The following is a 13,981-nucleotide window of genomic DNA, read 5'->3' on the forward strand; positions in this document are numbered from 1 at the left end:
ACACCTCATTTCCTGAGTGTGTGAACCGTCTCGGAGTCAAGCCTCGAGGCACCCACCGTGCTTATTTATAGAGATCTGTGTAGATGCTATGGGTCAGATGACCGTGGAGCTCTCGCTAGAAATGCAGACCGCCTACAGACAGCACACAGACACACCTCATTTCCTGAGAGTTCAACCACGAATCCGAGACTAGATCCGTTCAAAACTAGCTACAATACAAAAACAATCAACCTTCTAATATGAACTTGTTCCCAGTGCGGATACTGTTCTTAAGCTTATAACTTATAGTTTTCCCTCCTCTAGATATGTTTTGAGAAACTCCGCCCCACTTCAACAACAACTCTCAGGAAATGAGGTGTGTGACTGTCCTTGGTCTCAGGAAGCTCAGGAACTCTCAGGAAACTCGGGAAACAAGGGGGTTTATGATCCTTCAGTTGATTTAACTTATTCATGGGCCTTGAACCTTTCACGGCAGAAGACCCAATCTTCCTTGACGAAGACGTGCTTAGGGACAGCCACAAACCAGAGGATCTGATAGCACGAGACCGTGAACTCGAGGAATACCAAGCAGCCCTCAAGCCCGTAATCAAAGGTGCAAGGCCTCGAAACATCTTCCTCTACGGCCAAACAGGAGTCGGAAAGACAGTCGCCACGGAGATGATAATGGATCGTCTCCGCAAAGATCAAGAAAACTACGATAATCTTGATATCCACGTAGTCCACGTCGTCTGCAAAAATCTAAATAGCTCATACCAAGTTGCTGTCAAACTGGTGAACGAGTTCCGAGACACCAGCAATAAAATTCCTACCACAGGCTATCCTCCAGATACAATCTACGAGTTTCTCTGGGAACACCTACAAGAAATCGACTCCACACACGTCCTCTTCGTACTAGACGAAGTCGACGCAATAGGAAACGATGACGACATTCTCTACGAACTTCCTCGATGCAACGACAACGGAAACGTCCCAGTAGAAGAAACCAAAGTTGGCGTAATCGGAATCTCTAATAAATTCACGTTCAGAGACAATCTTTCCGCACGAGTCAAAGATTCACTGTGTGACGAAGAGATCCACTTCCCTCCTTACGATGCTAACCAGCTCCGCAACATTCTGTACCAGCGAGCGGAAAACGCATTTGTTGACGGTGTCTTAGAAGATGATGTAGTCCCACTAGCCGCAGCATTTGCCGGGCAAGAATCCGGAAGCGCCCGTCAAGCACTCAAACTCTTATTCAAAGCTGGTGACATTGCGCGCAGTCGAGATCTTAAGGAGGTCAAGGAAGAACATATCCGTGAAGCAGAGCCGAAAGTCAAAGAATCGCAGGTCAGAAACGAACTTGAGTCCGTCCCGACTCAAAGCCACTTGACACTGTATGCCTTGCTAACGTTGGAGAAGCAAGACAGTTTGCCGGCTAAAAGCAGTGATATCTACGATGTTTACGAGATCGCAGCGAATAGGATTGATACTGACGTGAAAACTGATAGAACCATCCGTGATCGGCTCAGTCAATTAAAGCTGAAAGGTTTTCTCGACGTGGAGGAGCACAACGAAGGGCCGAAAGGCGGCAGCTACTATCTCTACGAGTTCGGCGACATCCGGCCAAATATGGTGGAAGAAGTTCTACGGGACGTAGACCGGCTAGATGATTTATTCCAAACTGAAATCACTAACTACTGAGTTTAAATACAGAATATAATTAAGAAAATTCGAACTCCCGTGAAGAGTGGGAAAAGATGGGGACTGTTGTCCTGTCTCGATTTTAGATGTTCACACAGTTACAGCCCCGATTTATTTTCGATGAATCCAGACCCTCTCAAACACTCGTGAAATCTGGGGGGGGGTAGGTAAGTGAGTTAACCAGATGACGGCTACAAACATGTTCGCCATATCGACCTCAAGATCCGCATGGGGCTTGTCCTTGTGCCGAATGAAATACTCAGCCACTGACTATTGAACAACCGACTCCAGACGGTTTGTATCCCCCGAAAGGGGTGCGGGGGCTCGAAGGGAGCCCACCGCAGTAACCCATGAGACAAAGAGAGACAGCAATCGCGTCGACAGCCACTGAAACAACTCAGCTCCTGAAGCGAGGGATCGCCAGATGACTGACCGCGACCGCGACGAGTGCCGAATGCCGACGTGTTCGGAGCCTGCTCGCGATCGAGCAGGATATTCTGGTCGGTTCTGTTCGGACAGCTGTGAGGTCCGCTACGAGCATCTCCAAGCAGACGCTCGAGATGCTGCAGTGGATGAAGTCGAGAATCGGTACTGATGCTCAAGCAGATCGATCACCGTGGCAAGCGTTTCACGATCGGTGACGAGGACAGTGTCGACGACGTCGCTGGTGAACGGTGTCGGCGAGCCGAATTGCTCGAACGGCAGGCTCAGCAAGAGATTCGTGAACTCGAGCGTGCGAAGGCAGTTGCTGGACCAGACAGTGCAGGTTCAGATAGTAGAGGACTCGACCGATGACACGGAACGTAGGGGGACGAAAGACACACCGTATTTCCTGAGAAAACAAGGATGAAACTCCCCCTTCATAGATAGTTGATGCCCCACGCACACAGAGTTCACTCTGCACACGGTGTGTCTCAAGTACCGAAAAGCGGTACGTCCGGTGGATCGAAGACAAAGATCAGCACCGGACAGACTGAGGGGTGGGAGTGATCGGACAATGTCGCGCGCAGCGGATCACGCGACAGGTGATATATCCGATGTCCTCATTATCAATCTCTTCCCGATTCCCAGTCAAAGGCGCACGCTGAGAGTAACACATACTCCCCCACCCCAGTGTGTCCAGTGTCTTTGATTAGAGGGAAGGAAAGGAATCCGCGTGAATCTCGCACCCCACTTCAGACACGTGAACTCGTCCGTCTATCAAGAGAACACACTGAGAGTTCCGTTCTCAAATCGAATACTCTTCTGCCAGTTCAACCAGGTCGTAGACGTGAATCCCAGTTTTGAACCAGAGCATCCGCTCGCTCGTTTCACCGAAGTCATCATTCGAGCAGTCTAACTGTTCGGAGACTGCGACAAGGAGATTCTCAGCATCTGCCTGGCGTATTTTCTTCAGTTTCGACTCGAGATACTCGGGTGTCCAGAATCCGATAATTTCGAGAATCGCTCGCCGGCCATCCGGATGCTCGATCGCGAAATCGGGGATCATCACCTCGTCACCAAGGTCAAACACATCGTTTTCGCGTAGTAACTCCCAGTCCGTGGTCGCTCGCTCCCATTTCTGGGCGAGTGTCTGCTCGAGATCGCTATCGAACTGCCTGCCAGTACTGTAGTGTGAATCGAGTCCGTCAGTGTCGTCCAGTCTGAGTTGCCGTGTCTCACCCGCTGTCTCATCGATTAGTACTGTAGCAGTCATCTCCCAGCGGTCACAGAGGGGCAATGCTGGCAGAAAATTCGCCAACCGGATGCCATACTTTTGTGATTGAGAGAACAACGACGCTGGACCGTCAAGTATGGCCTCGTAGCCACCGGCATGGTCGGTTCGTTCGACACGCTTGCCATCAGAATCGATCGGATAGATCCGATGCATCAGTCCGAAGAGTTTGACGTAGCTGAATACCGTCCCGAAATGGTCCCAGACACGGATTCGCATCTCAGTTGCGTCGTAGAGGACTGCCTGGGCGAGCGCAAGATTGTAGCGAGTGACCAGCCAGTCGACCGTCAGATCAGTGTGTTCGTACTCGCCGTCACTACTGCCAGTCAGTGTCGTCGTTGTGGTCGATTGCTCGCCAGCACCGGCATACTGGTCAGCGGTCCGCGTGCCGATCTGGACAAGTCGTTTGTTCTCCTCGAGATCAGCATACATCCCGCGGTAGCACGCTTCGAGTGAGATATCCAACTCATCAGCAACTGCACTATACACCTCTATCTTCTGTGTGTCGTCACCGAGCGTAGGCTGGCGAACAACCGGATACCGCTCGTTAGCTTTCTCGAACAAGTGCTGGCGGATCTCACGAGGCTCAACCGGAGACGTGACTTCGAACTCACACTCGTCGAGAAGCAGTTTCGCCAGTCCCTGGACGATCTTGTAGTCGGTATCCGCCACAGTGAGTTCGTCGATTGCGTCTTCGAGATCGCCTTTTGGCTCACCAAGATGGGCATCAAACAGTGCAATGAGTTGGCGTGCCGTCTCTCGATAGTTCTCATCTGTTGGATCGATAAACAGCGGCTTGATTTCATCGCCGGTGGTACGAGAGCGAGCCAGATCAGCCGTCAGCATTCGTCGTCACCCCTTGTCGGCGCTGTTGGGACACGTACGTTTCCATCGTGTCTGCCGTGATGATCTCATAGAGTCGGGCCGGTTGGCGGTCATCTGTCGGCCGGAGGATGCGTCCAAGCCGCTGGGCATACTGCCGTTTCGAAGCGCTTCCCGACAAGATGATCCCCACGTTCGCAGCGGGAACGTCAATTCCCTCGTCGAGCACCTGTGACGTGGCTAACATCGAGTACTCGCCAGTCCGAAACCGCTCGAGAATCTCGGTGCGCTCGTCCGTCTTCGTTTGATGGGTAATGCAGGGGACGATAAATTCCTGAGAGATTTCGTAGGCAAAGTCATTGTTCGCAGTGAAGATGATCGCGCGGTCGTCGTAGTGGCGTTTGAGCAGGTTGTCGAGCGTCTCGAGTTTTTTCTCTGCCGTTCGGGCGATGCGTTCGGCGCGCTGCTTGGCGATGAGTGCCCGGCGTCCCTTTGGATCATAAGACGTCCGTTTGAGGAACTCCTGATAACCCTCCTCTTTCCAGAGGTCGAACTCGTGGCTGTCGACGTAATCGCGATAGATCTGGTACTCTTCGTCGTATGTCTCCCGTTCCTCGGCCGTGAGCTCGACAGACATGTGGATGGTTTCGTACTCGCTGAGGTACTCGCCAGCGAGTTCGTCGACAGCCTCTTCATAGACAACCGGACCGATGAGATCCTTGAGGAGTTCATGCTTTCCGTCAGGCCGTTCGTAGGTAGCGGTCAGTCCCAGCCGATACGGTGCGATCGTCATTTCGGGAATCTGCCGGTAGGTCGGCGCTGGCAGGTGATGTTCCTCGTCGACGACGAGTAAGCCGAACTGGTCGCCGTATTCGTTGATGTAGCGGTAGGCACTATCGTAGGTAGTGACGGTGATTGCGGTGACCTCGTGGCTGCCGCCGCCGAGAACGCCGATCGGTTCTGTGACCTGATCGCCAAAGGCGTTGGTGAGTGTGGCGTGCCACTGATTCATCAGGTCAATCGTTGGTGTCACGACAAGCGCACTTACGCCGGCGTCAGCAATTGCTTGCAGCCCAAGAAACGTCTTCCCGCTGCCAGTCGGAAGAACGACACTCCCCTGGCGGCCGTGGTCAATCCAGGCGTTGAGGGCAGCCTGCTGGTAGTCACGTGGCTCGATGTGGAGTGCTGGCGTAAGACCGAGTTCCGGGTAGCTTCGAGCAGCATCGTAGAGAGACATAGAACGTGGTAACGCATCTTGGAGTGTTGTCTGTCCATCGCTGTCGGACCAGCCTCCAGCCCATTCGAGAAGTTCCCGATACCGATAGGCCTGCACGCGGTACTCATCAATGCGGTCATCCCACTTCGCAAAGGGGACGTCAGCAGGCGCATCATGGAGCACGAGTGTCCCGTCGTCGAATTCGATCCGCATTCGGTGCGTAGTTCCAAGGGGCCAGTCAGATTGAGTCTGTGGTTTCCAACAAGTCCTTTTCAAATTCAGTATACCATGACAATAGTTCTATCTCTACATTCAGAGATGTATAAACATCCTATAGAGGAGTGCATGTTATTACATCTAGGAAATGCAATACAGGATAATAGCCAGAAGCGGCGCCGATAGATATACCGACATGCGAATGTTGTCGGAGATTCTGGAAATAGAGGATACAGTACTCCATCTGGACTCAAGGATAAGATAGGTTTCTAACTAAAGAACCCATTACGTCCAGTTGACCCCTGAATGTCCGGAAAAGCTGTTATGGTCTATCAATCAGGCTAAGAACATCATTAAACCGATTTTCCTCAGTCAAGACATTGATCGTAGTATCCAAATCCGTGTTCAACTCCCAGTAGTACTTTGGACCGCCACGCGATCCACCACTGCGCTTCGCCCCTGAGACGACACCAATCATATCTAGATCATGGAGATGACTGCGAACCCGACGCATTGCGATCGAGTTCGTGTCGACATGAGATGTGATATCTGTGTACCGCGAGTACACCTCTGGTGTTGGCGCTGGCGTTTCATTCCCTGTTGCCAACGAAGTGAGTGCTAGCAATGCCAACTGATCCTGTATTGTTAAATCACGAATGCTCTGCGCGATGTTCATCTGCTCAACATGGTCCTCGGCCTTGCGGACATGCTCCTCACCGACCTGCGGTTCGTCGTTAAGAGCGGCGAACTCACCGGCCTTGTACAGATACCGAATCGCCTGCCGTGCCGATCCTAGATCTTGGGCAGCAAGCGCCGCTGCTAGTGCGATAGCTTCCTGCGTGACAGCACTATCGACGAACGCTTTCTCTGACCGACGGTTGAGAATGCTCCGCAGCTGATCAGCATCATACGGTGGAAAGTGGATTTCGACCTCGCATAGCGAATCCTTAGCTCGAGGGTCGAGTTCCTCGTAGAACGTCATATCGTTGCTGATTCCGATCACGGAAACGTCCATATCCTCAATATGACTGTTATCACGCGCGCGTGGCAGCTCATAGAGAATCATATCTTTGTTTCCGATGTTGTCAACTTCATCAAGGACAATAACGACAATTCCACCAATCTCTTGAAGAGCATCGTACAGCCGGGCGAATACTTTCCTCTTCGGATGACCGTTCGGGTTGTCACCAGTTAATTGTTCTACAAGATCACACGCAACCTGATACGAAGAGTGATGCCCTTTACACGTTTGAAAAATAGTAGTCAAGTTGATTCCGCTCCGCTCATCGACTTTCTCTTGCAGTTTCTCAAGGAGAAAACGTGCAGCTGCTGTTTTCCCCTGCCCGGGCTTACCGTACAGAAACGCGTTGTGAGGGGGTGCATCGTTGAGAACTGGGGAAAGAACCTCCAACCCAAGTCGTTTGAGTTGCTCTTCTCGTTCTGGAAGATCATTCGGTGTGTAACTCTCTTTCAGGATACGTTCGCTTTCGAAGATCTCTGATCGGTCCTGAAAGTACTCGGTCATGATAGGAGACAACGCACTCATTACACAAATAACCGTAGTGTCCAGAACCCCCCATAATGTCCAGAAATACGGGTGGATGAGACCCACCCCCACCCGGGGGCGTCCGGAATTAGCGGGAAAAAGAGGCCCGCAATGAAACCAAGTTATCAGAGTCTGGAACCACAAGATATCACGATTACTACCTCAATGAAAGAGACTAGGAGAAAACAGTCGAAAGCGCGGTCGGATATTCATCCTTCCTTGCTTTCTACTACCTGCTTTGCGGTTCCGTACAGTAGTACACCTCTTATAGATTTCGAACTAGGATATATTCCACTAGAGAAAGATACAGTCTTACTAGAATGACGTTTTAATAGTTTCTCTGCGATCGTGAGGAAGATCGCTTTTTCTTCCGTCTTTTCTGGACGCCCCCGGGGGTGCCCCTTCCGTCTTCTCTCACTTGATCTTCTGAATCTCTTTGAGGTCTATCTCTCCTGACGAGCTCCACTCCTAAGATGAACTACCCGCCCTACTCGCTCACGGCTGATTCTGTTCGCTCCTTGAGGACGGGAGCTTAGCGCCCTCTCTTTCAGCCAATTCGCCGACCGTCTATGCTAGTCCTTCTATCTCCACATTCGAGAATGTAACTACATGTGCCACACTTCATCCTGTAGATCATTTCTATATTGTATAGAATTCACTCACGGGTCTGAATTCCGATAACGTGGCGAAGTTCACTCAGGTCTCTACATGATCTCTTTCCATCACACTTTATACTGTGGCTACGTGAACTATCCTCTATGGCTAGCGATCCCGAGCTCACGAAAAAACCTCGAGCTGTTGCAGTTAACGTCCTCAAAGGTGGTTTTGGGAAATCAACTACCGCGATCAATCTTGCACGAGAACTTGCAGAGAGAAATGGCCGTGTTCTCCTTGTTGACCTCGACGATAACGGCCACACCACATTCAATCTTGGCTACCGTGACCAGTACGAATCTGACAACCACGTTCAAGAAGTCCTACTTGACGGCGCTGATCCGTTAGATCATGTTGTTCCAGTTACCGATGACCTTGATCTTCTGCCGTCTCATGAAGCTCTCGAGGAGGTGGAGACGAATCTGAAATCGGCAATGGCCTCAAGTCAACGACTTAACCGTAACGTCGTTGATCCTCTACTTGGGGATACATACTCTTACATCGTTGTCGATACGCCGGCCAATCGAGGAAAGCTCAACGACAATGCCTTGTTTGCAACAAAGAATCTCATTGTCCCGCTCCGTCCAGAGAGTGGATGGGAATCTGGGATCACACAGACGAACAAACGCCTGATCCAAGAAGCGCGCCAGTACTTCGACCTCAAATTGCTTGCACTTGTTCCAACTGATCTTAGCGAACGCCTCGATCAGGACACTCGAGACCGAAACCTGCTGTACGCGATTAACAGCCGTGATGAGCTTGCATCGTGCGTCCCAAACTTCGCACATCTCTCTGCGGCTGATTGGGAAGCGATCGACGCTGGCAACTACAATGGTGATCTCCCAGGTATCCGTCACCGTGCTAGTATCGATAAAGCACATCGTGCTCGCAAACCGCTACGCGATTATGATCCAGAGTGTGACCAGCTCAAGTGTTATGAGGAACTTGCCCAAATCGTCGAGAATGGCGGGGTGATGCGGTAATGCCGTTCGACGATCTTGCTGACGAGTCGGAGGAATCTGATCCTGGTGACGAGGCGCTAGATGAACTTGCTGGTACCCTTGCAGACGACTCCACAGCAGGTGAGGAATCATCAGGAAACGACACTACGTCTAAGGATCGTGATAGCGTCTCAGCATACGATTCTCAAACAGAGCCAGCATTCCCGACTGCGAAAACACAGACACAGCATTCAATCTACTGCCTTCCTGAGACGTGGGACACGATTGATGGTGCATCTGGCCTTCTCTTCGAAGCCGAGATTATGCTCCGTCGCGATGGCTATGAAGCTGTGCAGAAACGTGAACTGCACAATGCATTGCTCAAATCTGCAGCACAACAGTTGACTCCCGAGGATATTGCTGAGGTCTTTGTTGCGACTCGAGAAGACCGAGAATCTGGACCACTTCTCACAGACGAATGATAACTATCTCGAGGCCGCAGGTTGGCTCAGCCCACGGCCGATGCGTACACTTCGGAGTAGCTTAGTGGTATCATTCAACAGCCATGACTGTCTATTGGTCTCCCTCTGCCAGTTCGGCGCCCTCATCGTCCTAATCGGGTTGCCGACTCACACGACCGGCAGGCATATTCGGCCAGTCCTCGCGCTGGTATTCGCCCTCGTGCTCGCTGTTAACGTGCGCCGCGAGGCCGGCGGCGCTATCGGATTTAAACGGACAGTCGTCGGGAGAGGGACACTCGTAGGTACGGTCAGACATCGTAATCACCGTCGAACACGACGTCGGCGGGCTTGAAATGCAACTCTGCTTTGTTGCTCGCTGCATCGCCGTCGAAGGCCACTATGCCATACCGGGTTGCGGTCTCAAACACGGATCGGAGGTCGACCGACTGGTTCGATTCCTTTTCGACGACTGTCACCGAGACCTCGCGATCGTGGCTCGTGGCCGCGGCACCGTTGAGTGTGTCGACTTCGGCTGCAAAACTATCCATACGTTCGGCAGGCGAGCGAGGGTCGGTATTAGTCATCGCCGACCACTTGCACAGCCGACGAGAGACATTCAGGACACTCACCGTTTGGTTCTTGTAACTCGGTGCTGGGATCGGTCCATCCACAGCGGGCACACTCGTAAGTTACTGACGCTGTGTCAGGCCATGTGGTGGTTCGGGGAACTCTATTTGGTTTCATTGTATTGGTTGTCGGGCTTATAGTTTACATCACCTTCGCCAACAGAGGTAGCGGTAGATTCGCCTTTTTGTTTTGTGTATGCTTTAGCGTGGCGGTGAGGGTGCCAAGCCCCCGCCCTCAAGGAGCGACCGGAGGGAGTGAGTAGGGTGGGGATACGGCACCCGCACGAGTATCAAACACGGGACAACCAGAATCTTTACCGTCGAATCTGTCGTACACAGAGACACATCGGATGATATACAGCCCTCGCTTCCGATTGCTCCCAACCACGGAGCAACGCGAAGCGATGGACTGGACGCGGGACATCGTACGACAAACCTACAATCATGCGCTCCGCGAGTTCGACAAAATCTCCAACGACGCGGGCACGCTCCGCCAGCGTGTCTGGAGCATCCGCGACACGCTTCCCACGATGAAAGACTGGTGGCCCGACCTGAAACAGGTCTACTCCACCGTCCTACAGAAGGCCGTCGAGCGCATCCGAGACAACATCGAGAACCTCGGGAAGCTCAAAGCCAAGGGCTACAACGTAGGATCGTTGAACTGGAAAAAGCCCCGAGAGTACAGGAGTTTCACGTACCGCCAATCAGGCTTCGAACTCGACAAGAAGAGTGGCCCGAACGGACGCGGACTCCTCATCCTCACGAAACTCAAGGGCAAAACCCGCGAAATTCCGATTCGCCTCCATCGAGACCTCCCTGACCACGAGCAAATCAAAGAGGTGACTCTCAAGAAAGAGCCGACTGGCGCGTGGTACGTCTCGTTCTGCATCGAGACTGACTCATCCGAGAAAACCGCCGTCGAAGACATCCAACCCGATGACACCGTGGGTCTTGACCTCGGTGTGCTAAACTTTATCCACGATTCGGATGGGCGCTCGATCGGGCGGCTCGACCTGTCCGCTGACCGCGAGCGCCTCGAACGCGAGCAACGTTCGCTCTCTCGGAAAGAGTACGAATCAAACAACTGGGAGAAGCAACGCCGCCGTGTCGCGGAAGTCCACGCCCGGATGTCGAACAAGAAGCGGGACTTCAAGCACAAGCTCGCGCATTTCTACACCACTGAGTACGACGCCGTCTTCGTCGAAGACCTCTCGGTAAAGGAGATGCTCGAATCACCGGAGAATGCACGGAACAAGGCCGAGGTCGGGTGGCGCAACTTCATTACCATCCTCGAACACCACGGCAAGAAGAACGGCTGTCACGTCGAGAAAGTCGAGGCGCGCGGAACAACCACAGAGTGTGCCTCGTGCGGCGTTTCGACGTGGAAACCCATCTGGAGACGCGAGCATTCGTGCCCAGCGTGCGGGTTCGAACTGGACAGGGATTGGAACGCGTCGTTGAACGTGCTATCGCGTGGTCTTGACACACTAGGAGTGGTTCACTCCAAATCTACGCCCGTGGAGACTGCGACCGCTGTGGACTCGGTTTCCGTATCTGCAAGTCGCGTTTGTCGAGGGAACCTCGACAGGCTGTCAGACTCAGTCTGACAACGTCGTCGAAACGGGAAGCCCCGCCCTCAAGGAGCCGCCGAAGGCGGCGAGTAGGGCGGGGTAGTTCACACGCGGTTTAGATCGCCCTATTCGGTGTTTGTCCAAGCACCGAAATCGGAGAGAGAAGGACTCACGGACTGATTCTGTTCGCCCATGATGGCCACGAACCGACGTGTTCAGCAGCGTCTAAACAAGCCCCAGAGAGTGCATTCGGCAGCTGGTGGGAATACGTTGCGCATCCTGAGACGAACGAACCATCATTTTATCCACATTCTAACCGTAGTTGGTACTATGATCTCACGAATTCTCGTTCCGATAGACGGCTCGGAAATGGCCCAACATGCGCTTGAGTACGCCCTTGAGAACCATCCCGACGCGGAGATTACCGTCCTACATGTCGTGGGCGAACCGTCACTGTGGGGAGGAGCAGCCACGTCGCTTGCTCTTGAAGAGGATGTTGAAGAGGCCGCAGAGGAGCGCGCAGAGGACATATTCGATGACGCCAAGAAACTTGCCGCCGAGTACGATGTCGAGATCACCACCGAGGTTCAACTGGGCCATCCGGCTCGGGCGATTGTGAACAGCGCCGACGATTTCGATGCGGTCGTCATCGGGAGCCACGGCGGCTCGTTAGTCGATCGACTGGTCGTCGGGAACGTCGCCCAGAAAGTGTTCCGCAACTCGCCCGTCCCCGTGATCGTCGCTCGGTGAGTCGCTGCGACTGAGACCGATGGACGGACGTGGTGTTCTCTTAGGCGAGGAGTGAAAACAAGCCATAGGATCCCACGACCGCCATCGTCGGCGTGATGACCCAGAGCGCCACGATACGCGCCGTGGCTGCGGGGTCAAACAGACTTTCGGCGGACAGTTCCTCCGGGTCTTTCTCGCCAATGCTAGACACACGATCCCCGGATGCGTGCTGCCTGTCCGGGTGAGGAGACTCGCCTTCAGCGAGTTCGCCCACAGTCGGGCCTGCAGCGACCCCCTTGTCGTCCTCAACTGGCGGGAGTTTGAGTGCACCAGTCGTAAACGTTGGAGCGGATTCATTGGCAGGGGACTGTGTGACTATTTCTGCGAGCGTCCGCGCTCGGCTTGCACGGCCCCACCCGAGCCCAATGATGCAACTGGTCGTACTCACGGCGAGGCTGGCTGGAATTCCGAGCCACGAGAGGACGGTGATGATCGTCGCACCCACGGTCGAAACGATGAGCGCTGCCAGAATCGGCATGTCAGTAACATCGTTGCCAACGGTCGCCAGCGTCCGCCGGGCAATCGTGAAGCCGCCCACGCTGATGGCTCCGACCGCGAGGAGAATCGCCGGGCTGGGGTCGAGGGACCCGTTGCCGACGAGCGGGGCGACCGCGTTCGCCGCGTTCGAGGCTCCGGCGCTGAACCCCATGTAGCAGGCAATTGCTACCACAAGCGCCGACCCGATCAGATCCCGAGGCGAGACGGTATCGTTGACCGATAGCTGTGGGAGCCTCCCCTGGGTATCGATTGCGATCAACGGGTTCGTGAGGCGACCAAATTCGAATTTGGCGTCGAGGTGCGGGTACAGATATCTGCCGATAAACGCACCTGTGAAAACGGCGATCAGCGGGGCGACGATCCATGCCGACAGGATGGTAAACATCAGGGCAGTGTTGAGCGTCCCCGTTGCCAATCCGAGTCCGACGATTGCTGCGACGGCTGTCATCGAGGTTGACGCCGGGACACCGTAGAGGTTCGAGATCAGGAGTGCGAGCCCGGTGAAAAAGAGGACGCCAACGCTCGCTTCGGGTGTAAAGGCTGCTGCATCGACGATTTCGGCACTCATCGTCGTGATGACCTTCCGCCCAATCGTCCACGCTCCGAGGAACGCGAACACGGTAAACAGTGCTCCAGCGGTGACTTTTCTGACGGCCCGGCTGCCGACGGCCGGACCGAAGGCAACACCGGTTGATGACCCGCCGATATTGTACCCGACGAATACTGCTACCAGAAACCCCAAGAGAATCAGTAATTCTGCCACGTGTCTGCGATTCGGTTCGCACACGAAAAATAGTGCCGTTTCACTGCTGAACCGTCGGCTACAACCGAGAGACGCAGTAATACGGAGATCCAGTACTTCACAGCTGAAGTCCCACTAGTCTCTACTGATTCGTCTCCACACGGGTTGTCCAAAGATCAGTGACTGATATGCGCTGTGTATGTAGCAATGTCGTTTCGATCTACTCAGTGTAGATTCAAGCGTGAACGGCCTATCTTACCGTAACTCTTACCGTAAAGAGACTCGATTAGTTGTTCATGCCTCCAGAAGGTTACACAACAATCACAATTAGTGATAACTTGGCTGCGAAGCTGACTCGAATCATGGCCCGTCATGATTGCTCCAGCTAGCTGAAGCAATCAAGTATGCTGTCGATACAACACTTATACAGGAAGATGAAATCACTATACGGGAGCTTGTTCAGCTTCTCGCTGAACGGGTAGATGAGGTGGACGAAAACGTTTTA

General features: G+C 53.3%; 12 protein-coding genes. 6 read left to right on the forward strand and 6 right to left on the reverse strand.

All coding sequences use genetic code 11. The features are described 5' to 3' along the window. Positions 1-450 precede the first annotated feature (450 nt). Positions 451-1,680 carry a Cdc6/Cdc18 family protein gene (locus tag ACERI1_RS16620; protein ID WP_373619584.1) on the forward strand — a complete coding sequence of 410 codons (1,230 nt, stop codon included), beginning with the start codon at positions 451-453 and terminating at the stop codon, positions 1,678-1,680. A gap of 594 nt (positions 1,681-2,274) precedes the next feature. Beyond that, positions 2,275-2,475, forward strand: a complete 201-nt coding sequence (locus ACERI1_RS16625; protein ID WP_008165019.1) for a hypothetical protein — start codon at positions 2,275-2,277, stop codon at positions 2,473-2,475. A 433-nt stretch (positions 2,476-2,908) separates the two neighbouring features. Here ACERI1_RS16625 and ACERI1_RS16630 read toward each other — a convergent pair whose 3' ends face one another. The 3 genes from ACERI1_RS16630 to ACERI1_RS16640 form a co-directional block, all read right to left on the reverse strand. Further along, positions 2,909-4,240, reverse strand: a complete 1,332-nt coding sequence (locus ACERI1_RS16630) for a DUF790 family protein (protein WP_373619585.1) — start codon at positions 4,238-4,240, stop codon at positions 2,909-2,911. Further along, positions 4,227-5,645 (reverse strand): DEAD/DEAH box helicase family protein, encoded by a 1,419-nt coding sequence (locus ACERI1_RS16635; RefSeq protein ID WP_373619586.1) that lies wholly within the window; start codon positions 5,643-5,645, stop codon positions 4,227-4,229. Before ACERI1_RS16635 ends, ACERI1_RS16630 begins: the two co-directional genes overlap by 14 nt. Before the next feature lie 325 nt (positions 5,646-5,970). Continuing rightward, positions 5,971-7,173 (reverse strand): Cdc6/Cdc18 family protein, encoded by a 1,203-nt coding sequence (locus ACERI1_RS16640; RefSeq protein ID WP_373619587.1) that lies wholly within the window; start codon positions 7,171-7,173, stop codon positions 5,971-5,973. Positions 7,174-7,952: 779 nt separating this feature from the next. Here ACERI1_RS16640 and ACERI1_RS16645 point away from each other — a divergent pair. Then, positions 7,953-8,831, forward strand: coding sequence for a ParA family protein (locus ACERI1_RS16645; RefSeq protein ID WP_373619588.1), 879 nt, complete (start codon positions 7,953-7,955; stop codon positions 8,829-8,831). Next, complete coding sequence (locus ACERI1_RS16650) at positions 8,831-9,271, forward strand: hypothetical protein (RefSeq protein WP_373619589.1); 441 nt, start codon at positions 8,831-8,833, stop codon at positions 9,269-9,271. Before ACERI1_RS16645 ends, ACERI1_RS16650 begins: the two co-directional genes overlap by 1 nt. A gap of 130 nt (positions 9,272-9,401) precedes the next feature. Here ACERI1_RS16650 and ACERI1_RS16655 read toward each other — a convergent pair whose 3' ends face one another. Beyond that, positions 9,402-9,566, reverse strand: a complete 165-nt coding sequence (locus tag ACERI1_RS16655; RefSeq protein ID WP_373619590.1) for a hypothetical protein — start codon at positions 9,564-9,566, stop codon at positions 9,402-9,404. Beyond that, entirely contained in the window at positions 9,559-9,798 is a 240-nt protein-coding gene (locus ACERI1_RS16660; protein ID WP_373619592.1) for a hypothetical protein, read from the reverse strand. The genes ACERI1_RS16655 and ACERI1_RS16660 overlap by 8 nt, the downstream gene beginning before the upstream one ends. A 482-nt stretch (positions 9,799-10,280) precedes the next feature. Between ACERI1_RS16660 and ACERI1_RS16665 the strand changes: the two genes are divergently transcribed. Beyond that, entirely contained in the window at positions 10,281-11,483 is a 1,203-nt protein-coding gene (locus ACERI1_RS16665; protein ID WP_373619593.1) for an RNA-guided endonuclease InsQ/TnpB family protein, read from the forward strand. Between the two features lie 294 nt (positions 11,484-11,777). After that, complete coding sequence (locus ACERI1_RS16670) at positions 11,778-12,197, forward strand: universal stress protein (RefSeq protein ID WP_373619594.1); 420 nt, start codon at positions 11,778-11,780, stop codon at positions 12,195-12,197. A gap of 40 nt (positions 12,198-12,237) precedes the next feature. On the opposite strand, the gene ACERI1_RS16675 is transcribed toward ACERI1_RS16670, so the two are convergent. Further along, positions 12,238-13,497, reverse strand: coding sequence for an anion permease (locus ACERI1_RS16675; protein ID WP_373619595.1), 1,260 nt, complete (start codon positions 13,495-13,497; stop codon positions 12,238-12,240). Positions 13,498-13,981 lie beyond the last annotated feature (484 nt).

It is taken from the genome of Natrinema sp. HArc-T2 (genome assembly GCF_041821085.1).
Classification (GTDB): Archaea; Halobacteriota; Halobacteria; order Halobacteriales; family Natrialbaceae; genus Natrinema.